The organism is Pseudomonas sp. GD04058, from assembly GCF_029836855.1.
Lineage (GTDB): Bacteria > Pseudomonadota > Gammaproteobacteria > Pseudomonadales > Pseudomonadaceae > Aquipseudomonas > Aquipseudomonas bharatica.
This window is the reverse complement of the sequence record NZ_JAOECN010000060.1, coordinates 1-21,238: the sequence shown is the minus strand read 5'-3', so window position 1 is coordinate 21,238 and position 21,238 is coordinate 1. Positions and strand designations below refer to the sequence as shown.

General features: G+C 62.7%; 17 protein-coding genes. 8 read left to right on the top strand and 9 right to left on the bottom strand.

Annotated features, from left to right (window positions below):
- From N7650_RS26580 to N7650_RS26570, 3 genes are all read left to right on the top strand, one after another.
- On the top strand, positions 1-324 hold a 324-nt coding region (locus N7650_RS26580), incomplete at its 5' end, for a hypothetical protein (RefSeq protein ID WP_279900744.1).
- A 126-nt stretch (positions 325-450) separates the two neighbouring features.
- Positions 451-1,524 carry a diguanylate cyclase gene (locus tag N7650_RS26575; protein ID WP_037062492.1) on the top strand — a complete coding sequence of 358 codons (1,074 nt, stop codon included), beginning with the start codon at positions 451-453 and terminating at the stop codon, positions 1,522-1,524.
- 54 nt (positions 1,525-1,578) lie between these two features.
- A complete protein-coding gene (locus tag N7650_RS26570; protein ID WP_279900741.1) occupies positions 1,579-4,152 on the top strand; it encodes an EAL domain-containing protein in 2,574 nt (857 codons plus the stop codon).
- A 3-nt stretch (positions 4,153-4,155) separates the two neighbouring features.
- On the opposite strand, the gene N7650_RS26565 is transcribed toward N7650_RS26570, so the two are convergent.
- Complete coding sequence (locus tag N7650_RS26565; RefSeq protein WP_009408346.1) at positions 4,156-4,479, bottom strand: DUF2025 family protein; 324 nt, start codon at positions 4,477-4,479, stop codon at positions 4,156-4,158.
- A gap of 199 nt (positions 4,480-4,678) precedes the next feature.
- Between N7650_RS26565 and N7650_RS26560 the strand changes: the two genes are divergently transcribed.
- Together N7650_RS26560 and N7650_RS26555 are read left to right on the top strand one after the other, a co-directional pair.
- On the top strand, positions 4,679-5,893 hold the full coding sequence (locus N7650_RS26560; protein ID WP_064303742.1) for a GAF domain-containing sensor histidine kinase: 1,215 nt from the start codon (positions 4,679-4,681) through the stop codon (positions 5,891-5,893).
- Positions 5,894-6,066: 173 nt separating this feature from the next.
- The gene (locus N7650_RS26555) at positions 6,067-6,825 is read left to right on the top strand and encodes an SDR family oxidoreductase (protein WP_279900739.1); all 759 of its coding nucleotides are present in this window, start codon (positions 6,067-6,069) and stop codon (positions 6,823-6,825) included.
- Here the strand turns inward: N7650_RS26555 and N7650_RS26550 are convergent.
- From N7650_RS26550 to N7650_RS26525, 6 genes are all read right to left on the bottom strand, one after another.
- On the bottom strand, positions 6,789-7,685 hold the full coding sequence (locus tag N7650_RS26550) for an HlyD family secretion protein (RefSeq protein ID WP_064303740.1): 897 nt from the start codon (positions 7,683-7,685) through the stop codon (positions 6,789-6,791). The genes N7650_RS26555 and N7650_RS26550 overlap by 37 nt on opposite strands.
- An 11-nt stretch (positions 7,686-7,696) precedes the next feature.
- Positions 7,697-7,894 carry a DUF1656 domain-containing protein gene (locus N7650_RS26545; protein ID WP_279900736.1) on the bottom strand — a complete coding sequence of 66 codons (198 nt, stop codon included), beginning with the start codon at positions 7,892-7,894 and terminating at the stop codon, positions 7,697-7,699.
- On the bottom strand, positions 7,881-9,869 hold the full coding sequence (locus N7650_RS26540) for an FUSC family protein (protein ID WP_279900734.1): 1,989 nt from the start codon (positions 9,867-9,869) through the stop codon (positions 7,881-7,883). Before N7650_RS26540 ends, N7650_RS26545 begins: the two co-directional genes overlap by 14 nt.
- A 301-nt stretch (positions 9,870-10,170) precedes the next feature.
- Positions 10,171-10,284 (bottom strand): cytochrome c oxidase subunit CcoM, encoded by a 114-nt coding sequence (gene ccoM / locus N7650_RS26535; protein WP_037062494.1) that lies wholly within the window; start codon positions 10,282-10,284, stop codon positions 10,171-10,173.
- 134 nt (positions 10,285-10,418) lie between these two features.
- Entirely contained in the window at positions 10,419-10,589 is a 171-nt protein-coding gene (locus N7650_RS26530; RefSeq protein ID WP_009408356.1) for a hypothetical protein, read from the bottom strand.
- 70 nt (positions 10,590-10,659) lie between these two features.
- Complete coding sequence (locus tag N7650_RS26525) at positions 10,660-11,004, bottom strand: aspartate-semialdehyde dehydrogenase (RefSeq protein ID WP_279900731.1); 345 nt, start codon at positions 11,002-11,004, stop codon at positions 10,660-10,662.
- 198 nt (positions 11,005-11,202) lie between these two features.
- Here N7650_RS26525 and rapA point away from each other — a divergent pair, with 198 nt between their 5' ends.
- Positions 11,203-14,052, top strand: coding sequence for an RNA polymerase-associated protein RapA (gene rapA / locus N7650_RS26520; RefSeq protein WP_279900730.1), 2,850 nt, complete (start codon positions 11,203-11,205; stop codon positions 14,050-14,052).
- Between the two features lie 111 nt (positions 14,053-14,163).
- Here the strand turns inward: rapA and N7650_RS26515 are convergent, their stop codons facing one another.
- Positions 14,164-15,519: an MFS transporter gene (locus tag N7650_RS26515; protein ID WP_279900728.1), complete on the bottom strand. Its 1,356-nt coding sequence runs from the start codon at positions 15,517-15,519 to the stop codon at positions 14,164-14,166.
- Positions 15,520-15,788: 269 nt separating this feature from the next.
- Here N7650_RS26515 and N7650_RS26510 point away from each other — a divergent pair, with 269 nt between their 5' ends.
- Positions 15,789-18,047, top strand: coding sequence for an EAL domain-containing protein (locus N7650_RS26510; RefSeq protein ID WP_009408360.1), 2,259 nt, complete (start codon positions 15,789-15,791; stop codon positions 18,045-18,047).
- On the opposite strand, the gene N7650_RS26505 is transcribed toward N7650_RS26510, so the two are convergent.
- A complete protein-coding gene (locus tag N7650_RS26505; RefSeq protein ID WP_279900726.1) occupies positions 17,947-18,837 on the bottom strand; it encodes an NAD(P)-dependent oxidoreductase in 891 nt (296 codons plus the stop codon). The genes N7650_RS26510 and N7650_RS26505 overlap by 101 nt on opposite strands.
- Positions 18,838-19,033: 196 nt before the next feature.
- On the opposite strand from N7650_RS26505, the gene N7650_RS26500 reads away from it, so the two are divergent.
- Positions 19,034-21,217, top strand: coding sequence for a hypothetical protein (locus N7650_RS26500; protein ID WP_009408362.1), 2,184 nt, complete (start codon positions 19,034-19,036; stop codon positions 21,215-21,217).
- Positions 21,218-21,238 lie beyond the last annotated feature (21 nt).

The following is a 21,238-nucleotide window of genomic DNA, read 5'->3' as shown; positions in this document are numbered from 1 at the left end:
CCAGTCCATTACCACAAGCACCCACACGAATTGCTTGATTCGATTGTTAAAGAGCGTTTGGCGAAGCGTTTCGCTTCAACCGAGGCGCGCATTCTACGCTTTCCTCTAAGCCTGTCAAGCGTTTATTTTGAAGTCTTTCAGAATTTCTCGTTCAACTTCAAACACTTGCTTCAGCCACATCAGCGTTTGCTCGCTGTGTGGGGGCGCATTCTACAGAACGAAAACGCCCCGTCAAGGGAATATTTCCAAAATTTTCAAAAGCTTCATGCACGCGGGCGGAGGTGGTCGGTGATCACTGCCGAAGAGTGCCATGCGCATGAATAGATAAGCGTATGCGTCCGATCACCCTTTAAATGGCTCGCAAGGCCATTCTTGCTCGCTGGGCGATTGTTCAACAATACGCACGGTTTTATGCGATAAACGGCGTTCCGGAAAAGTGCGAACCCAATGATGGACAATAAAAGAGGCAAGGGACTTTCATTCGTAAGAAGGATCCATGCGCCACGGACGATCGGCATGGGCATCGGCCTGCTCGGCGTCTATGCGGGCATGCTGCCTCTCGATCCCCCGGCCTGGGTGTGGGTTGCCATGTTCATCAATGGCCTGGCCTGGCCGCACATCGCCTATTTCGTCGGGCTGCGCTCGCGCTCACCCTACCAGACAGAACAGCGCAGCCTGTTGATCGACTCCCTGACCGGCGGATTCTGGACCGCCGCCATGCATTTCAATCCCCTGCCCAGCATTACCATCCTGTCGATGATGACCATGAACAATGTAGCCGCCGGCGGCCAGCGCCTGTTCCTGCGCGGTGCGCTTGCCCAGGTTTGCGGCATATTGCTGGGCATGGCGCTGCTGGGTCCGGGCCTGCAACTGGTCAGCACGACCCAGCAGGTCTACGCCTGCCTGCCCATGCTTACTCTTTATCCACTGGCTTTGGGCTGGGTTTGCTATCGCCTTGCCATCCAATTGTCGGAGCACAAGCGCAGCCTGAGTGCCTTGAGTCGCACCGACAGCCTGACCGGCCTGCTCAACCATGGGTCCTGGAAAGACCTGCTGCAGCTCAAGTTCCAGAACTGCCAGCAGCAGCGACGCAGCGCGGTGATCGCGATCATCGACATTGACCACTTCAAGCGCATCAACGACAGCTACGGACATGTGGCCGGTGACGCAGTACTGCGCCACCTGAGCAAGGAGCTGAAGATCAGCCTGCGCGAGAACGACCTGGCCGGGCGCTACGGCGGCGACGAATTCTGCGTGATTCTGCCCGATACCACCCTGCCCCAGGCAGGACGTCTCATGGAACACCTGCGCGAACGGGTCGCGGCCTATCGCGACGATGCCCTGCCGGAATTGCGCATCAGCCTCAGCATCGGCCTCGCCCTTTGCCGCAGCGACTTCGACGACCCGGTCGCCTGGCTCAACGAGGCCGACCGGGCGCTCTACAGCGCCAAGAACAACGGTCGCGACCAGGTCAATTTCGCCGATGACGGCGGCGCAACCACAAGAGTCGCCTATCCTGAGTGAAGTTCGCCCGCGAGGCAGGCTCGCGAGGGCAGTGCAACAGGACCGGCACGCTTCATGGACAGCCCCGCCAGCGCTCACTCCCCTTCATCACGTCCCCGCCTGCATGCGCGCAAACTGATTACAGGCATCTCGCTGCTGTTCGTCCTCGCCTGCATGATCGCCTTCGGCGCGTTGTTCAACATCGCGCAACAACTGAATGAGAGCGCCGGGCGGAAAAGCATCTTTTATGTCGACAAGGCCCTCCAGCAGCGCCTTGAGTCCTCGCGCCGCTTTCTTTCCAGCTATGCGGTGTGGAACGCCGCCTACGAACACCTGAACGGCAAGGTCGACGAACAGTGGGCCTATATCGAAAAAAACGTCGGCGAATCGCTCTACACCGCCAGCGGTTACGAAGGTGTCTTCGTCATCGACGACAAGCGCACCAAGTACGGACTGTTCAAGGGGCAACCCAGTGCAGCGCCTATTGCCAGCTATATGGATGGCGCCGTGCCCCCCATCGTCGAAACCGCCCGCGCACTTGCCGCCGAACGCGGGCAAGCGAGCCGCTACGTCCTGTTCAACGGCTGGCCGGCAATACTGACTGCCGCGGCGATCCGCCCGGATGACGACGTGCTGGGCATCGATCCGCAAACCACCTCGGTGATGCTGTTCATCGACCAACTGACCCAGGCCAAGCTGGACAAACTGGCCGATGATGCCGGCCTCACCGGCTTGCACATCGCCAACGCCAGTAACGAGGCCCTGCAACTGCCTCTCGACGACTTGGGCTATAGCCTGCAATGGACCCCGCCTCGCCCCGGCGACCAGTTGCTCTGGGGCGTATTGCCAGCCCTGCTCGGGGCCATGCTGCTCCTGGGCTTGCTGATGCTCGGGTTGTTCCGCTATGCCCTGCGTGCCTCACGCCAGATCAACGACAACCTCAGCGCCCTGCAAGCCAGCAACCAGGCCCTGGAAGCCAGCGAACAGCGTTTTCGTGCCGTGGCGGAGGCGGCGTCCGACTGGATCTGGGAAACCGACCGACAGCTGCGACTGACCTATCTGTCGCAACGCTTCGTCGACGTCACCGGCTACAAGACCAGGGACTGGCTTGGCCAGCCGCTGAACCTGCTGCTTGGTTGCGACACCACACCTCTCGGCGCCTGGCTCGACGACCTCGACGAAACCACGGGTCAGCAAGCGGCTCACCTGCGCTGCGTCTATCACGATAAGCACAACCTCCTGCGCTTCTGCCGACTGTCGGCACGCCCCATACAGGTCAAAGGCCAGCGTATCGGTTTTCGCGGCACCGCCAGCGATATCACCGACGAAGTCGCCGCCCATGCCCATATCCAGCACCTGTCGATGCACGATGCGCTGACCGGGCTGGCCAATCGCAACAAGCTCTCGCGCTTTCTCGAGCAGGCGCTGGCCAAGGGCGAGCAGGCTGCGCCACTGACCCTGATCCTGCTTGACCTGGACAGTTTCAAGCCGATCAATGATTCCCTTGGCCATGCTGCGGGAGACGCAGTATTGCTGGAGGTGGCGGCACGCCTGCGCGAAACCACCCGCGACGGTGACCTGGTGGCCCGCCTCGGCGGCGACGAATTCATCCTGGCAATCGCCAACATGAACAACCGTAAGGAAATCGACCGGTTCTGCGCCCGCCTGATCGACAGCCTGCAGCAGCCTGTCGGCTACGAGGATCACAGCCTGCACGTGGGCGCCAGCCTCGGCATCGCCCAGACCCGCCTGCAGGGCTACGATCCCGGGGAACTGATCCGCTGCGCCGATATCGCGTTGTACCAGGCCAAGGCCGAGGGCAAGAACACCTGGCGCTACTTCTCAGTGGAAATGAACCAGCAGATCCAGCACCGTCGGCAACTGGAGAACGACTTGCGCCGGGCGGTGAAGAATCATGAGTTTGTCCTGCATTTCCAGCCACGCTATCACCTGCAAAGCCTGGAGATCGTCTCGGTGGAAGCCCTGGTGCGCTGGCAGCACCCGGTAGAAGGCCTGCTGGGGCCGGACACCTTCATCCCCCTTGCCGAACAGAGCGAGCTGATCGTGCCCCTGGGGCTGTGGGTCCTGCGCAATGCCTGTGAGATCGCCCGCGACTGGCCCACCCCGCTGCTGGTGTCGGTCAACCTGTCGCCGGCGCAGTTCTCGCGCAGCGATGTGGTCGGCGATGTACGGCGGATCCTCGTGGAAACCGGATTCCCGGCGCAGCGCCTGGAGCTGGAGATCACCGAGAACGTCATGCTCAACGATATCGAAGGCGCGCTGGGGACCATGAATGCCCTGAAGGAGCTGGGGGTGCGTTTGAACATGGACGACTTCGGTACCGGCTACTCATCCCTGGGTTACCTGCGCACCTACCCCTTCGATAGCATCAAGATCGACAAGCGCTTCGTCGCCGGGCTCAGCAGCGACAGCAATGACCGCGCCGTGGTCCAGGCGATCATCAATCTGGGCAAGGCCATGGGCCTGACCGTGACCGCCGAGGGCGTCGAGACCGAACAGCAATTGCGCGCGCTGGGCATGGAGCAGTGTCATGAAGTCCAGGGCTTCTACCTGAGCCGGCCACTGGAACGTGCCGACTTCGAAGCCCTGCTGCACAGCCATCGGAGCAAAGACGGCCAGGCCGGGTAACGCTCAGCCAAGCCGGCGACGTTGCGCCATGATCTGCGGAAGGTCTCGCCTGCGCTGATAAACCCGAAGCGGCTCGCTGATATTCAAGCGATCATCGACATTCTGTTCCAGCAGCACGTCGATCAGCTCGCGGCTCAAGGTCATGAGCTCGCCTTCGCCGCGCTGCCAGACGAATTCGCTGCTGGGCGTGATGCTGTCGTCGGCCACGTCCATGCCGAACGAGTCTTCGCTGAAGCGCACGATGTGCTTGCCGAGCTTGCGGTGGAACCCGACGAAGCCCTTGAGCTGGTCGGCTGCGGCGCAGATGTCCTGGGAAGTGATATGCATGTCAAACCTCGCTGAAACACCCATGTGGATGCTGGTCAAAAGGAATTGCACGCAGGCGAATGGGCAGACCTCTGACGGGAATGCTCGAATTCCGAAAGATTACTGGAAATTGCCTACCGCTTGGGTGGAATTTTCTTCGTAGTCCCGGATGCTCGCTACACTAGAAATCCTTGTCGACGTTTCGGTGGCCGTTTTTCCGATGACTAATGCAGCACTTTCAGACAGCGCTACCATAGGCAGGATCAACGTGATCCCGGCCATCCTGCAGGTCATCAGTGAGACCACGGGGCTGCGTTTTGCGGCAGTCGCGCGGGTGACCGAAGCGCGCTGGACGGCACTCGCGGTACTCGACACCTTTGGTTTCGGCATTGCCGTGGGTGGCGAGCTGGAAGCCTCCACCACCCTGTGCAACGAGATTCGCGCCGGGCAGAAAACCATAGTGATCGACCAGGCCAGCCAGGACGAAACCTACCGCGACCACCCCACGCCACGCCTGTACGGCTTCGAGAGCTACATCGCGGTGCCGGTACTGCGCAGCGACGGCAGCTTCTTCGGCACCATCTGCGCCCTGGATCCCCTGCCCCGCTCGCTCAAGGGCAGTGCCATCCAACCGATGATGGAAGCCTTTGCCCGCTTGCTGTCGATCCAGATCGAAAGCGAAGAAAGCGTCCAGCGCACCGAGATCGCCCTGGAAAAAGAGCGGCAGATCGCCGGGCTGAGGGAAAAATTCATTGCCGTGCTCGGCCATGATCTGCGCAATCCGCTGTTCGCCATCACCGCCGGCGCCGAATTGCTGAGCAAGCGCCTTACCGACGAGCGCTCGCGGACCATCGCCGAGCACATCCTAACCTCCGGTCATCGTGCCACGCAGCTGGTACGGGACGTTCTTGACTTCGCCCGTGGCCGCCTCGGCGATGGCATTCCCCTGAATATCCAGCCCTGCGCCGATCTGGACCAGGCGCTGCGCCATGTCGCGGGAGAATTGCAGCGGGTGCATCCGGCTCGACTGATCGAACTGGACATCGGCGACCTCTCCGGCATGCATTGCGATCGCGAGCGGATCTGTCAGGTGCTCTCCAACCTGATCGCCAACGCCCTGCAGCACGGCGACGAACAGGGAGTCATTCGGATTTCGGCGAGGATTGCCGACGATGATTTCATCCTCAGCGTGCACAACAGCGGCGAGCCCATCGCCCCGGCCATCATGGCGCAGATGTTCGAGCCCTTTTCCCACCCTGCCTCGGATGCGCCGCAGGTTGGCCTTGGCCTGGGTCTCTACATCGCCAAGCAGATCGCTCTGGCTCATGGTGGCTACATGGATGTGCAATCGTCTGCTGCGGCCGGCACCCTGTTCAGCCTGCATCTGCCGCTGGTTCGAGCTGCTCGCGCAGCAGGTCGGACAGCCAGTCCATGAACAGGTGCACCTGCGGCGGCAGATAGCGCTGATGCGCATAAAGCCGGCGCATTTCCCGGAGCACTCATTGTTCGGATCAGACGAACAGTCTTTCCAATAAGCACGGATTTATCAGCACATGACCGACCAATAGACTGGCCTCACTCCCCCGCTCCTCAAAAGAGGTAACGCACATGCCCCGCAAGATTGCACTTATCACCGGCGCCAGCCGCGGCCTGGGCAAGAACGCTGCGCAACACCTGGCTGCCCAGGGCTTCGATATCATCGGCACCTGGCACAGCAAGGCCGGCGAAGCGCAGACACTGGCCTCGACCCTGGAGAACTCGGGTGCCCGCGCCGTCATGCTGCAATTGGACGTCGGCGACAGTGCCAGCTTCGAAGCGTTCGCCAATACGCTGAAAACCACCCTGAACAAGGACTTCGGCCGCGACCATCTGGACGTGCTGGTGAACAATGCCGGGATTGGCCTGAACGTGCCCTTCGCCGAAACCAGCGAGGCGCAGTTCGACCAGATGTTGAACATCCAGCTCAAGGGTCCGTTCTTCCTCACCCAGCGCCTGTTGCCACTGATCGCCGACAATGGCCGGATCATCAATATTTCCACGGGCCTGACCCGCTTCACCATGCCCGGCCATGCTGCCTACGCGGCGATGAAAGGCGCGATGGAAGTATTGACCCGCTACCAGGCCAAGGAACTGGGGCCACGCGGGATACGTGTGAACATCCTTGCCCCGGGCGCCATCGAGATCGATTTCGGTGGCGGCCTGGTGCGCGACAACCAGCAAGTCAATGCGGGGATCGCCAGCAATACCGCGCTCGGACGGGTCGGGCTGCCGGACGACATCGGCGCGGCCATTGCGCTGCTCACCAGCGACGGTGCCGGCTGGGTGACCGGTCAGCGCCTCGAGGCCTCCGGCGGCATGTTCCTCTGATCGTCAGCCTCACCCACCTGAACGCTGGCAGTCATGCCGGCGCTCAGGTTGACGCCTTCCGGCACCTTGTCGAGGCTGATCCGTACCGGGATGCGCTGGGCCAGGCGCACCCAGTTGAAGGTTGGCTCGACTTCGGCGAGCAGTTGGCTGTCGGGGTTGGCGTTACGGTCGGTGATGCCGCGGCTGATGCTCTGCACATGGCCCTGCATCGGCTCGCCGGCACTCATCAGCCAGATTTTCACCGGCGCGCCGACCTTGATCCGCGGCAGCTTGGTTTCCTCGAAGTAGGCCTGGACATAAAAGGTCGAATCATCCACCAGGGCCATCACCGACTGTCCTGCATTGACGTAATTGCCCTCGGCAAGGCGCAGGTTGGTGATATGGCCGTTGCGCGGCGCCTTGACCTTGCTGCGCTCCAGATTGATCTGCGCCAGCTTGGCATCGGCCTGGGCCTGGCGCAGTTCGCCACGGGCCACGGCGGCACCGATCTGGGCGTTCTCGCGCAGTTCGGCGCTGATGGCCTGGGGCCCGAGGGCGGCACGGCGGGAGGCCTCATGCTCGCGCAAGCGCAACTGTTGCTGACGGGTGTCGGCCACCGCATTGGCCTTGTCCAGCGCGGCTTCGAAACGGTCACTGTCGATCGACATCAGCAGGTCGCCGGCCTTGACCTCCTGGTTGTCCTTCACGTTCAGCTCGCGCACCCAGCCAGATACATCCGGCGCGACGATCACCACGTCGGCGCGGATCTTCGCGTCGCGGGTCCAGGGTGTGAGCATGTAGTACTGCCATAGCCGGGTGCCGGCGAAGATGGCCACGGCCACCAGGCACAGGGTCAAGGCGATACGCACGATGGTACGCATGAACGAACTCCTCAAAGGTACAGCGTGACCAGGGTCAGCACGCAAACGAACAAGGCACAGTCGAACAGCGCCTCGTGCCAGATCCAGCGCCGCAACGGGGTCAGGCGCAGGATGAAGCGCAGCAGCCCGGTAAGCAGCAACGCCAGCACTACATAAAGAAGAAACGGACTGAGCAGCACCCCGCCCAGCGTCCACTCACGCAAGCCCATGCAGATCCTCCAGGCGGCGGCACCAGCGGCCCCAGCTCTTTTGCAGTTGCACAACGGCGCCCACCGCCAGGCGCAGGGCGTCGCTGGCAGGCTGCTCGCGCAGGGCGGCGATAAAGGTTTCGCTGGCGGCATCCAGGCGCTGCTCGCGCCCAGGCCCCGGGCCTCGCGCCAGCACGTCCTGCAACCGCTCCAGGTACTCGCGTTCGGCCGACGCGAGCGGGGCTCGTGCGATCGCAAGGCACATGCGCAAATGCAGCAACTCATCCCCCATATCCAGGCCATGCAGGCCATCGTCCCAGCGGCTGCGCTCATGCTCCGGCAGGGCGTTGTAGTGCCGTGCCAATTGCAGCAGGCGATCGGCCATGCGCCCGCCGAACCAGGTTTCGGCGCCACGCAGGTCGCGCCGGGTCAGGCGTACCAGGTCGCTCTGGGTCGCGGCGCGCAAGCGCCGGCCATGCCAGGCCGGATTGCGCAGCACCAGCAGTTTGAACGCCAGCACCGCCGCACCGACGCCCATCAGCATGGCCTGGGCATTGTTGAGGAAGCTTTCGACACTGAAGGTCATGGTGTTCAGCGGCGAGACTAGCACGATGAAGTGCAGGCAATAGGACGTGGCCGTGGCGCCGATGCGTGGATTGGCCATGCCCAGCGCACCGAAGAACAGCGGCACGCCCATGCCCAGGCACAGCAGGGCAAAACTGCTCCATTGCGGCAAGAGGATCTGCCCGACCAGGAAGGCCACCGGTAGCGCCAGGAGAATCCCGCGCAGAAAACTCATGCCGATCTGCGCGCCGTTTTCCCGGCTGGCGAACAGGCTGCAGACCACGCAGGTCAGCACCAGGCCACCGGGCGCCGCGCCCCAGGCGGTGGCCATCCAGAACGTCGCCATCGCCAGGAACGCCAGTGCACTGCGTGAGCCGAAGAGCAGGCCCAGTGGCACATCCCGGTGTACCGCAAGGCTATCGGGAAGATCGGCCGGCGCCTGGCCCTGCTCAACCGAATGCAGTGCCTGCGTCGCGGCGACGGCGTTGTCCAGCAACAAGGTCATGCGCGCCAGGCAATAGTGTTCGGCGGCGCTGTCGCGCAGTTCAAGGGCGGCTTGCCAGACCCGCTCGCGCAAGGCTTGCAAGGCCTCGGTGTCGGGATTGGCCAGCGCGGCGCGGATTTCATCCAGCCAGGGTTGCAGGTGCGCCGCCTCGCGGTCGTCCAGTTGTCGCCACTGGCGCCGTACCGAACGGGCGATACGCAGCAGCACCAGGAGCTTCTGGCTCAGCCCGCGGATGGCCCGGGCGCGCTGGCGGCCAAGGCTGCCTTCGAACCAGGCGTGTTCACGCTGGGAGTCGACGGCAACGATACGCCCGAGGATCTCCACGAGGCCCTTGCGCCCCTCCTCGTCGCCGCCGAGGGTCGCGCTGGCCGTCTGCAACCCGCTCTGCCAGGCCTGGCGCGCCTGCACCGCCAACTGTCGCTCGACGCGCAAGGGCCAGAGCAACGCACTGGCCAGGGTGGCGCAGACGATACCGAGGCTGATCTCGGTGCAACGGGCAACGGCCTGGTCGAATATCTGCAACGGGTGGCTGATCGCCGGGAGCGCAATGATCGCCACGGTATAGCCGGCCAGGACGAAGGAGTAGGCCCAGGCGCTGCGCAGCAGGGTCGAGCAGGCGGTGCACAGGCCCAGCCATAGCGCCAGGCAGATCAGGAACAGCCAGGGAGTCTGGGCGAAAACGGCCATGAACAGCACCGACATGATCGTGCCGACCAGCGTGCCAAGCAGCCGCGCCAGGCCCTTTTGCAGGACCATGCCGGACAGTGGCTGGGCGACGATGAAGGCGGTCATCAACGCCCAGGACGGCTGTTCAAGGCCCCAGCGCAAGGCCAGCCACAACGCCAGGCCGCCACCGAGCAAGGTCTTGATGGCGAACTGCAAAGCCGCTTTGTCGGGGGCGAACAGCGCATGGAGGGTGATGGGCAATGGTGTGAACCTGAAGGTGGTGGAGTTAACGATAGACAGTGGAGCGGAAAAGATCCGAAACACAATTATTAGCTAGCTAACTATCATTAGTCCAGCACCTTTTCCTAGGGCAACAAAAAACCCTGTGGGAGCTGGCTTGCCAGCGATGACTTTGGTGAATTCACCATTGCAATCGCTGGCAAGCCAGCTCCCACAGGGTTCCGTGTCATCCAGGAAAAAGCGTACTACCGGAAAAACAGGCAAAAAAATGGGCGACCGAAGTCGCCCTAAATGCCTTGCGTGCTCGTTGTATCGGGAAGGATCACTGCTTGCGCTTTTGCGAGTCCTTCCAGATGAAAATGCCCAGGCCAGCGAAGAAGACGAACATCAATCCGACCGTGACGACGCCAGCGACAACCACATTATCGAAGAACATGTCGGCCTCCATTTGCCTGTGCCTGTCCGATGGGTGAACAGTAGCGAATGTGCCGGGAGGGAAAATTGACCGAGGTCAATGGCGCCCGGGGCGGGCGCCGGAGGGGGGTGCAGGCTTGACCTGCATCAAGATTTTCAGCGTTTGCCGGGTTTGCCCTTGGGCTTTTTCTTCGACTTCTTCGCAGTACCGATCGGCATGGCCTGCTCGAAGGCCTTGCGCACTTCGTTCAGGCGCTTGTCGTTGAGGTCATGGATGCGGCGGGCGCGCTCGGCGCCGAAATCGATCAGGTTGTCGTCTTGGCTCATGGTCGGGCTCGGAAGGCGGACAGCGGAGCGCTCATCATGAAGGCTCGCGCCGATACTGCAAAGACCCGGCTCAGACTTCGATGTCCACCAGCAGCCCCTGGCGGTTCTCGCCGCCCATCAAGGGAGCGACCGGCACGGTATTGTCGGCGTTGAGGTCCTCACCGGGCGTCGGCAGGTAGGGATCATCGGCCTGCTCTTCACCAGGATGTTGCCCGCCGTGCTGGCCCTGGCGACGGCGCTGCTCTTCGCGCAGCAGGAGCGCAGCCTGCTCCGGGTCGCGGTGCTTGAGGTCGATCGCGCCCTCGCTGGAAGCCGGCTGGGTCGGCACCACGGGCTTGATGTCCGGGGTCGGCTTGACCGGGTCCATCTGCTGCGTAATGGGAGCAGCGCTCAGCGGGATCAGTGGTGGCAGCATGGGATTCGGTCTCCTGTCACCCGTTCTATCGGCTCGATATCTCTATGCTTGAGCCTAGGACCGGCTTCCCCGGTCGATGTTGCAGGCCCCACCGGGCAATCGACGAACGGGACGCATTGCCGTGTGGCCGGAATCTTTGGTTTGAAAGGCCGCTATCCGTTAAGATAGCCAGCTTTTTCATGGCGGGAGTCAGGCAGTATGGCGCAGCAGTATCAACCGGGACAACGCTGGATCAGCGACAGCGAAGCCGAGCTGGGTCTGGGTACCGTTCTGGCACAGGATGGCCGCTTGTTGACCGTGCTCTACCCGGCCACTGGCGATACCCGCCAGTACTCCTTGCGCAATGCCCCGCTGACCCGGGTGCGCTTTTCTCCCGGTGACCAGATCACCCATTTCGAAGGCTGGAAACTGACCGTACGCGAAGTCGAGACGATCGACGGCGGCCTCCTGGTCTATCACGGCCTCGACGCGCAGAACCAGGCGCGCACCCTGCCGGAAACCCAGCTCTCGAATTTCATCCAGTTCCGCCTGGCCAGCGACCGTCTGTTCGCCGGGCAGATCGATCCGCTGCCATGGTTCTCGCTGCGCTACAACACCCTGGAGCACACCAGCCGCCAGTTGCAGTCGTCGCTCTGGGGCCTCGGCGGCGTGCGCGCCCAGCCGATCGCGCACCAATTGCATATCGCCCGGGAAGTGGCCGACCGCATCGCCCCACGGGTTCTGCTGGCCGACGAAGTGGGCCTGGGCAAGACCATCGAAGCCGGCCTGGTGATCCATCGCCAGTTGCTCTCCGGTCGCGCCAGCCGCGTGCTCATCCTGGTCCCGGAAAACCTCCAGCACCAATGGCTGGTGGAAATGCGCCGGCGCTTCAACCTGCAGGTCGCGCTGTTCGATGCCGAGCGCTTCATCGAAAGCGACGCCAGCAACCCGTTCGAAGACGCCCAGCTGGCCCTGGTTGCCCTGGAGTGGCTGACCGAGGACGAAAAGGCCCAGGACGCCCTGTTCGCCGCCGGCTGGGATCTGCTGGTGGTCGACGAAGCGCACCACCTGGTCTGGCACGAGGACCAGGTCAGCCCTGAATACGCGCTGGTCGAGCAGCTCGCCGAAGTCATCCCCGGCGTCCTGCTGCTCACCGCCACCCCGGAACAGCTCGGCCAGGACAGCCATTTCGCCCGTCTGCGCCTGCTCGATCCGAACCGCTTCCACGACCTGGCCGCCTTCCGTGCCGAGAGCGAGCACTATCGCCCGGTGGCCGAAGCCGTCCAGGAACTGCTCGACAACGGCCGGCTGTCGCCGAAGGCCCATGCCACCATCCAGGGCTTCCTGGGTGCCGAAGGCGAAGCCTTGCTGGCTGCCGTCAACGACGGCGACAGCCAGGCCAGCGCGCGCCTGATTCGCGAACTGCTGGACCGCCACGGCACCGGCCGCGTGCTGTTCCGCAACACCCGTGCTGCCGTCCAGGGCTTCCCGCAGCGCCAGTTGCACGCCTATCCCCTGCCCTGCCCGGACCAGTACATGGAATTGCCGGTGGGCGAGCACGCCGACCTGTACCCGGAAGTCAGCTTCCAGGCCCAGGGCGATGGCGACGAAGACAACCGCTGGTGGCGCTTCGACCCACGGGTCGACTGGCTGATCGATACCCTGAAGATGCTCAAGCGGGTCAAGGTCCTGGTGATCTGTGCCCACGCCGAAACCGCCATGGACCTCGAAGACGCCCTGCGCGTGCGCTCCGGCATCCCGGCCACGGTGTTCCACGAAGGCATGAGCATCCTCGAACGCGACCGCGCCGCCGCCTACTTCGCCGACGAGGAATTCGGCGCCCAGGTGCTGATCTGCTCGGAAATCGGCAGTGAAGGCCGCAACTTCCAGTTCGCCCATCATCTGGTGCTGTTCGACCTGCCGGCCCATCCGGACCTGCTGGAACAGCGCATCGGTCGTCTCGACCGGATCGGCCAGAAGCACACCATCGAGCTGCACGTACCGCACCTGCAGAACAGTCCGCAGGAGCGCCTGTTCCAGTGGTACCACCAGGCCCTCAACGCCTTCCTCGCCACCTGTCCGACCGGCAACGCCCTGCAGCACCAGTTCGGCCCGCGCCTGCTGCCACTGCTGGAAGACACCGATGAAAGCCAATGGGAAGCGCTGATCGCCGAGGCACGTGGCGAGCGCGAGCGTCTCGAAGCCGAGCTGCACAGCGGTCGCGACCGTCTGCTGGAACTCAACTCCGGCGGTGCCGGCGAAGGCCAGGCGCTGGTGGAGGCAATCCTCGAACAGGACGATCAGTTCGCCCTGCCGATCTATATGGAAACCCTGTTCGACGCCTTCGGCATCGACAGCGAGGACCACTCGGACAACGCCCTGATCCTCAAGCCGAGCGAGAAGATGCTCGATGCCAGCTTCCCGCTGGGCGACGACGAAGGCGTGACCATCACCTATGACCGCGACCAGGCCCTGTCCCGCGAGGACATGCAGTTCCTGACCTGGGAGCATCCAATGGTGCAAGGCGGCATGGACCTGGTGCTGAGCGGCTCGATGGGCAACACGGCCGTCGCGCTGATCAAGAACAAGGCGCTCAAGCCGGGCACCGTACTGCTGGAACTGCTCTACGTCAGCGAAGTGGTCGCGCCGCGCTCGTTGCAACTGGGCCGCTACCTGCCACCAGCGGCGCTGCGCTGCCTGCTGGACGCCAATGGCAACGACCTGGCGCCACGGGTGTCCTTCGAGACCATCACCGACCAGTTGGAAAGCGTGCCCAAGGCCAGCGCCAACAAGTTCATCCAGGCCCAGCGTGACGTGCTGGCGCCAAGGATCAATGCCGGCGAAGCCAAGGTCCTGCCGCGTCACAACGAACGCGTGGCCGAGGCGCAACGCCGCCTGGCGGCGGAAACCGATGAGGAGCTGGCACGCCTGACCGCTCTGCAAGCGGTGAACCCGACGGTGCGAGACAGCGAGATCGTAGCGCTGCGCAAGCTGCGCGAGGATGGCTTGGCGATGCTTGAAAAGGCAGCGCTGCGGCTTGAGGCGATCCGGGTGCTGGTAGCCGGCTGATCCCCAACAGCCAACACAAAACCCTGTGGGAGCTGGCTTGCCAGCGATTGCAATAGTGAATTCACCATTGCTATCGCTGGCAAGCCAGCTCCCACAGGGTCCACGTTCGCTCTAGGATGCTTCGGCTGTCTTGCCGACCTGAGCCGCCCCCTCCTCCACCATCCCGTCCTTCATCTTCTGCGCATCCCGGGCAAAGGTGCGCGTCGCGAACAGCAGGAATACCAGGGTCGCCGCCAGGGCAACCGGAATCAGCCCCATGGCGTTATGCAGGCCCACCGCCTTGAATGCCTCGGTCATGTCGACCGCACCCGCCTCCAGCATCGCCACCTGGGCGTAATGATCCGACAGGGTCCCGACCACCAGTGGCCCAAGCCCCCCACCCAACAGGTACAAGCCGGCAAAGAACAACGCCATCGCCGTCGCTCGCAGGCGCGGCTGCACCACATCCTGGATCGCGGTGTAGACGCAGGTGTAGAAGTTATAGGCAAACAGCCAGCCAATACCGAACAGGGCAATGAACACGCCGATCTCCACCCGTCCCAGATACAGCGCGGTTCCGGTCCCGACGGTCGCCACCAGCATGCTGAAGGCCCCGAACAGCAGGCGCCCGCCCGGCAGGCGCTGATGGATCTTGTCCGCGACCCACCCGCCCAGGGTCAGTCCGACCAGGCCGGTCACGCCGACGATCACCCCGGTAGCCACCGCCGCGTTCTGCAATGACAGGGAAAAGTAACGTTGCAGCATCGGCACCATGAACGAGTTGCAGGCGTAGGTGGCGAAGTTGTACGCCAGCCCGGCCAGGACCAGCCAGCCGAAGGTCGGGATGCTCAGCACCCGGCGCAACGGCCGGTCCAGCGGAGCCTGGGAGGATGCCACCGCTTCCGCCGCGCCCCGCGCCGGCTCGCGGATCATGAACATGAACACCGCCAGCAGCAGCCCTGGCACCGCCGCGATGAAGAATGGCGCACGCCAGCTGCCGAAATACTGGACCATCGCGCCGATGGTGAAGAACGCCAGCAACAGCCCCAGCGGCAGGCCGAGCATGAAGATGCCCATGGCCCGGGCTCGTCGTTCGGCCGGGAACAGGTCACCGATCAGCGAATTGGCCGCCGGCGCATAGCTGGCCTCGCCGATCCCGACGCCCATGCGCACCAAAAGGAAGCTCCAGAAGCTGCCGACCATGCCGTTGACTGCCGTCAGCCCGCTCCATACGGCCAGGCCCCAGCCCATTACCTTGCTGCGCGAACCGGTGTCGGCCAGGCGTCCCAGGGGCAAGCCGGCAATCGCGTAGACCAGGGTGAAGGCCGTGCCGATCAGGCCGATCTGCATGTCGCTCAGATGCCACTCCAGGCGGATCGGCTCGATCACGATGGCGGGGATGGTGCGGTCGAAGAAATTGAACAGGTTGGCCAGGAACAGCAGGAACAGAATGCGCCAGGCATTCGCCGCTTGAGTGGGGCTGTGCATCGGTCGATCCCTCTTTATTGTTGTCGGCGCATACTGCACGCCGGACAAAATCTAGAGGGCTGCGTCCGGTCTGTCTGCGATCATCCACGAAATTGATGTCGGGGAATTGTTACCATTTGCACGCTCATAACCCAGAGTAATAAAAACACCCCTTCCTTCATTGAAATCAATCTGCCATCCAAGCGGATAGCGCACCATACTCAAGACCAAAAGAGTCTCCAGGCGGTTTGGGGACGAGTGCAAACTCGGCTGAACTGAGAGGCGCGCTAATGGAATGGCTGCATATCATGCTCGCCGAGCACCCGGCGGGGCATTTTGCTCTGGCGGCGCGACACGACCCCTGGCTGATCCTCCTCGCCTACCTGGTGATGTGCGCTGGCAGCTTCGCCACCCTCGACATCATCGAACGCATCGGCGACGCCGAACAGGCCAGCGCCCGACGACGCTGGAAATTGTTGGGCGCCTGCTGCCTGGCCTGCAGTGTGTGGGCCATGCACTACATCGGCATGCTGGCCTTCGAGACTTCGCTGGAAGTGCATTACGACATGTTCCTCACCAGCGTGTCGCTGCTGATCATGCTGTTCGCTGCCCTCGGCGCCATGAGCTTCCTCGGCCAGGGCCAACCGAGCAATCGCCATTACACCCTGGCCGCGCTGTGCATCGCCTCGGGGGTGGCGATCATGCATTACACCGGCATGGCGGCCATGCGTTCCCGGGCCGTGCAACTCTACGATCCGACCCTGGTGCTGGGCTCGGTGGTAGTGGGGCTGCTCGCCGCGCTGTTGTCGATGATGATGGCCCGTCACCTGCGCCAGGGAAACGTAGCGCGCCCGCAACTGTTCAAGTACAGCGCCGCACTGATCATGGCGGCCGGCATCATCGCCACCCACTACGCCGGCATGCACGCATTGACCCTGGTACTCCCCGACGGCGCCGCGCCGCAGATCGTGGTCACCGACAACAGCTTGCAACTGAGCCTGACCATCGCCGTGATCACCCTGCTGATCAGCGGCAGTTGCATCAGCGCAGCGCTCTCGGACAAGAAGCTGCAAAGCAAGGAACAGGACCTGCGCCGGGTCAACACCCTGCTCAGCCAACTCGACCAGGCCCGGGTGTCGCTGCAACAGGCCGCGCACTACGATGCCCTGACCAACCTGGTCAACCGCCGCGGCTTCAACCAGATCTTCGCCGAGCGCCTGGCCGAGCGCACCCAGCAGGGCGGCATGCTCGGGGTGATGTTCCTCGATATCGATCACTTCAAGCGCATCAACGACAGCCTCGGACATGACGCCGGCGATCAGTTGCTCAAGGCCATCGCCCATTTGATCAGCGCCGCCACCCGGACCCAGGACGTGGTGGCCCGCCTTGGCGGCGACGAGTTCTGCATTCTTTTCAACCTGAACAGCGCCGAAGAAGCGCGCGGCCTGGCCCAGCGCATCCTGAACAAGGTCCGCGAGCCCATCGACCTGGCCGGGCGACGCATGGTCATGACCACCAGTATCGGCATCAGCCTCTACCCCACCGATGGCAACACCTGCGATGAACTGCTCAAGCACGCGGACCTGGCGCTTTACCAGTCCAAGGGCGGCGGGCGTAACAAGGCGAATTTCTTCAGCGATAACCTCAAGACCCGCGCCACCCTGGAATTGCAACTGGAAGAAGAATTACGCATCGCCTTGCAGGAAGACCACGGCCTGCGCTTGCATTACCAGCCGATCTACGAGCTGGCCAGCGGCAAGGTCAGCAAGCTCGAGGCGCTGATCCGCTGGCAGCACCCGCAACACGGCCTGCTCAGCCCCGACCGCTTTATCGGCATCGCCGAAACCAACGGGCTGATCGCCGACCTCGACCTATGGGTGCTGCGTCGCGCCTGCCAGGACCTGGCCCAACTAAGCCAGCACGGCTTCGACGAATTGAAGGTGACAGTGAACTGCTCGGCCCTGACCCTGGGCCGTGACGAGCTGGCCAGGGAAGTCGAAGACGCACTGCACAACGCCGGCCTGCCGGCCTGGCGCCTTGAGCTGGAAGTCACGGAAAACGCCCTGATGGCCAATATCCACAGCACCATCGAGTTGCTGCGGCGTATCCGCCACCAGGGCGTATCACTGTCGATCGATGACTTCGGCACCGGCTATTCGTCCCTGGCCTATCTCAAGCGCCTGCCCCTGGATACCCTGAAGATCGACCGCTCGTTCATCCAGGACGTGCCGCATTCCCGGGCAGACAACAATATCGTCCAGGCGATCATGGTGATGGCCCACACCCTGCACCTGAAGGTAATCACCGAGGGCGTGGAAACCGAGGAGCAATACAGCTTCCTGCGGCGCCTGGGCTGCGACGCCATCCAGGGTTACCTGTTGAGCCGGCCGGTACCGCTGGAGAACCTGCACGCGGTACTCGCCAGCCTCAACCATCGCGAAGAGCGCCTTACGGCGTGCTGCGATACAGATCGATCAGCGTCGCCGGATCTTTTTCCAGATAGCCCTGACTGCCATGCAAGCGCATCAACTGCGCAGCCAGGCCGCTGACCGGCGTCGCCACACCCTGTTCGCGGGAAAACTTTACGGCGCTATCGAGATCCTTGAGCAGCGTCCGCACATGCCATTTCACCGGTTCGAAGCGGCTTTCGGCCATTTGCGGGGCGAGGATCTGCAAAGGTTTGGAATCAGCGAAACCGCCGGCCAAGGCGTCGGCGATCAGGCCAGCGTCCACCCCAGACTTTTCCGCCAGGGCCACCACTTCGGCGATCACCAATGCATTGCAGGCGACGATCATCTGGTTGCAGGCCTTGGTCACCTGACCCGCGCCCACGCCGCCCATATGGGTAACGCGCTGGCCCAGTGACAGGAGCGCCGGGCGTACCCGCTCAAGATCGCTCGCGTCGCCTCCCACCATGATTGCCAGGGTCCCGGCTTGCGCGCCAGGCGTACCACCGGACACCGGGGTATCGAGCCAGCCCATGCCGGTCGCCGCCTTGAGTTGCGCGGCCATTTCCCGGGTGGCGGAAGGTTCCAGGCTGGAGAAGTCCACCAGCAATTGCCCGGGCCGGGCCTTGCCGGCGATGCCATCCGGGCCGAACACCACCTCGCGCACCACCGCCGTGTCGGCCAGGCACAGCATCACCACGTCGGCAGCCTCGCAGAGTTCACCGGGCGCCTGCACCTGACGGGCGCCGGCAGCCACCAGGGGCGCGCATTTGTCCGGCGAACGGTTCCATACCGTCAGCTCGTGGCCCGCCGCCAGCAAGCGGCGACACATGGGCAGGCCCATCAGGCCGATACCGGCAAAACCCAGGGACAACGGCAATGAATTGCTCATCTACAGCTCCAGACAGTTAAAGAAGTTGACGGATCGGACGATTCAGAACAAGGCGCGACAGGAAAACCCCTAGCATTCATAGGGTAAAACCTGATCGCTTACGCCGGAGACGCACTGATACAGTCGCGAAACTTTCCAGGGATGGCTCAATGATATCGACTGCTGAAAAGCCTTCCCCCCAGGCACATGGCGCAAAATGACCTCCAAGAATACTCCTGCCAACGTGATTTCCGAGCTGCTTTCAGCCACTGCGCCCTCCGCCAATGGCGCGCGCAGCTACTACAGCCAGCCAACCCTGAGCCCGCAGCAATACCTGTATTTCACCGAACCCGACACCCAGCGCATCCTCGATAACCTCGACGGCCTGCGCGACCTGGTGTTTCCGCCAAGCCTGCATGTCGAGGACGACGCCCAACTGCGCCTCGACCAGCAGTTCCCCTCGGTATGCCTGATCGGCCTCGGTCGCTGTGGTTCGAATATCGCCCTGGACGTCGCCGAGCTGGTGTACAACGCGCGGACGTTCTACCTTAACGAATTCAAGAGCGACGACCGGGTCGGCAACGATCCGTCCTACAACCCGGCGCGCTGGATCCGCAACAACCTGCGCCTGGTCCAGGCCAAGAGCGCCAAGCCGGTATTCCTGGTGGAACCGCTGGTCATGCTCGGCGACCTGGACAAGGACATCGCCGGACGCATCCGTTTCTCGCGCAAGGGCGAGAAAAGCGGCTTCCTGCGCGACTACAGCAAGATGAAGATCATGGACCTGTCCGAGGTCCACGCCGGTGGTGCCGGTAACGCACCGATCCTCGGCCAGTACCTGGCGAAGATCATCCTCAACAAGGAAACCCACCGGTTCTCCAGCGCCGACTGGAAACTGATCCACTCGTACCTGATCGATTCCTGCGGGATCAAGGCCAACCAGTCGCGGCTGTACTTCTATATCTTCAGCGCCGGCGGCGGTACCGGCTCGGGCATGGCCTCGGAATTCGGCCTGGCCCAGCAATTCTCGTACATGAACAAGACCTTCGACACCAAGCCGGCCGACGAACAGGACGGCGAGGCCGGGCATTCGTTCGTCTTCGAACCGATCTTCACCAGTGGCATCTGCGTACTGCCGAACATTTCCGATCACCGCAGTGAAATGTCCGAAGCGCTACACATCAACGCCGGCAGGCTTCTTTGCAAATACCTGTCAGAGGAATGGGACTTCTCCTACAACTTCGACAACGAAGACAGCAGCGAAGCCAGCGTGATGGGGCGGATTCGCCCGTGGAACGCGATGATGCTGATTTCCAACGACATCATGCGCTACGCCGAAGAAAGCGATGACGGCAACATCCAGAACATCGACGTCAACGCCATGGAGAAGCACGCCAACCAGTACATCTCCCAGCAGATCTTCAACATCCTCACGGCCCAGGCGGTGACCACCGACTACGACCAGAACTACTTCCGGCGCGCCGGCATCGATATCGGCGAAACCATCCGCCTGGATGCCAACGACCTGTTCATGAGCCTGGCCGGCCCGGTGGCGATCGCCTACGCCGAGTCGGTAGTCCCGGAAACCCCGGGCAACAGTTCGGAGAAAGGTTTCAAGGTGTTCGAGAAGGAACCTCCGCGCCTGGACATCGACGACCTGTTCTTCCGCTCCATCGACCTGCCGCACTTCAACAAGGACACCCAGGCCATCGAGGGCATCAGCCTGCTGCCGATCGAATCCAGGCGCTACCGCGCGGCCCTTGAGCAGTACCGCAAGTCCGGCTGCGACGCCGCTGCACTGCACGACCTGCATTTCTTCAAGAATTGCTCGTCGGTGGTGTCGATCGTTTCGCTGCCCAAGGACTACAAGCTGTCCTACATGGACCTGAACCGGCTCAAGACCCACCTCAACAGCCTGTTCCCCAACACCACGCTGAAACGCTATGCGCTGGTGATCGGCGCCTCGGCCAACCTGTCGCTGACCACCCTGATCGCCAAGAGCCCATGCCTGTCGGACGACTTCCTGACCTTGATCGTGGCTTTCATCAAGCGCTGCTTCGCCAGGATGCCCTATCGCTTCGACGACACCCTGGACAACGCGATTCTTGAATTCATTACCCGGGAAGAATTCGAGGAAGAGCGCATCGACGAATTGCTCAGCGAATTCGAGAACCCGGCGAAGATCCTCGACACCAACTGGTACGCGATCAAACCGATGTACGAGAAGAAGTACCGCGAACTCATCAACGACAAGAACAAGTTCGTTTCCATCAACGATATTCGCTTGTCGCGGGAGTGCGTGAAAAAGGCCATCAAATACTTGCGCGAAATTTATCGCCACCGGATTGGCAAGACCAAGGTCATTTCGCTCAATAGTCATACTGGCAAGGTCGACTATTAAAATATAAGAGCGACGCGGCCC

What these genes read in the sequence shown, in the direction of transcription:
- N7650_RS26555 (WP_279900739.1), top strand. Translation starts at nt 6,067, where the DNA reads ATGCCCCGCAAGATTGCACTTATCACCGGCGCCAGCCGCGGCCTGGGC.
- N7650_RS26575 (WP_037062492.1), top strand. Translation starts at nt 451, where the DNA reads ATGGACAATAAAAGAGGCAAGGGACTTTCATTCGTAAGAAGGATCCAT.
- N7650_RS26550 (WP_064303740.1), bottom strand. Translation starts at nt 7,685, where the DNA reads ATGCGTACCATCGTGCGTATCGCCTTGACCCTGTGCCTGGTGGCCGTG.
- N7650_RS26505 (WP_279900726.1), bottom strand. Translation starts at nt 18,837, where the DNA reads ATGAGCAATTCATTGCCGTTGTCCCTGGGTTTTGCCGGTATCGGCCTG.
- N7650_RS26510 (WP_009408360.1), top strand. Translation starts at nt 15,789, where the DNA reads ATGGAATGGCTGCATATCATGCTCGCCGAGCACCCGGCGGGGCATTTT.
- N7650_RS26565 (WP_009408346.1), bottom strand. Translation starts at nt 4,479, where the DNA reads ATGCATATCACTTCCCAGGACATCTGCGCCGCAGCCGACCAGCTCAAG.
- ccoM (WP_037062494.1), bottom strand. Translation starts at nt 10,284, where the DNA reads ATGTTCTTCGATAATGTGGTTGTCGCTGGCGTCGTCACGGTCGGATTG.
- N7650_RS26525 (WP_279900731.1), bottom strand. Translation starts at nt 11,004, where the DNA reads ATGCTGCCACCACTGATCCCGCTGAGCGCTGCTCCCATTACGCAGCAG.
- rapA (WP_279900730.1), top strand. Translation starts at nt 11,203, where the DNA reads ATGGCGCAGCAGTATCAACCGGGACAACGCTGGATCAGCGACAGCGAA.
- N7650_RS26570 (WP_279900741.1), top strand. Translation starts at nt 1,579, where the DNA reads ATGGACAGCCCCGCCAGCGCTCACTCCCCTTCATCACGTCCCCGCCTG.
- N7650_RS26530 (WP_009408356.1), bottom strand. Translation starts at nt 10,589, where the DNA reads ATGAGCCAAGACGACAACCTGATCGATTTCGGCGCCGAGCGCGCCCGC.
- N7650_RS26545 (WP_279900736.1), bottom strand. Translation starts at nt 7,894, where the DNA reads ATGGGCTTGCGTGAGTGGACGCTGGGCGGGGTGCTGCTCAGTCCGTTT.
- N7650_RS26500 (WP_009408362.1), top strand. Translation starts at nt 19,034, where the DNA reads ATGACCTCCAAGAATACTCCTGCCAACGTGATTTCCGAGCTGCTTTCA.
- N7650_RS26560 (WP_064303742.1), top strand. Translation starts at nt 4,679, where the DNA reads ATGACTAATGCAGCACTTTCAGACAGCGCTACCATAGGCAGGATCAAC.
- N7650_RS26515 (WP_279900728.1), bottom strand. Translation starts at nt 15,519, where the DNA reads ATGCACAGCCCCACTCAAGCGGCGAATGCCTGGCGCATTCTGTTCCTG.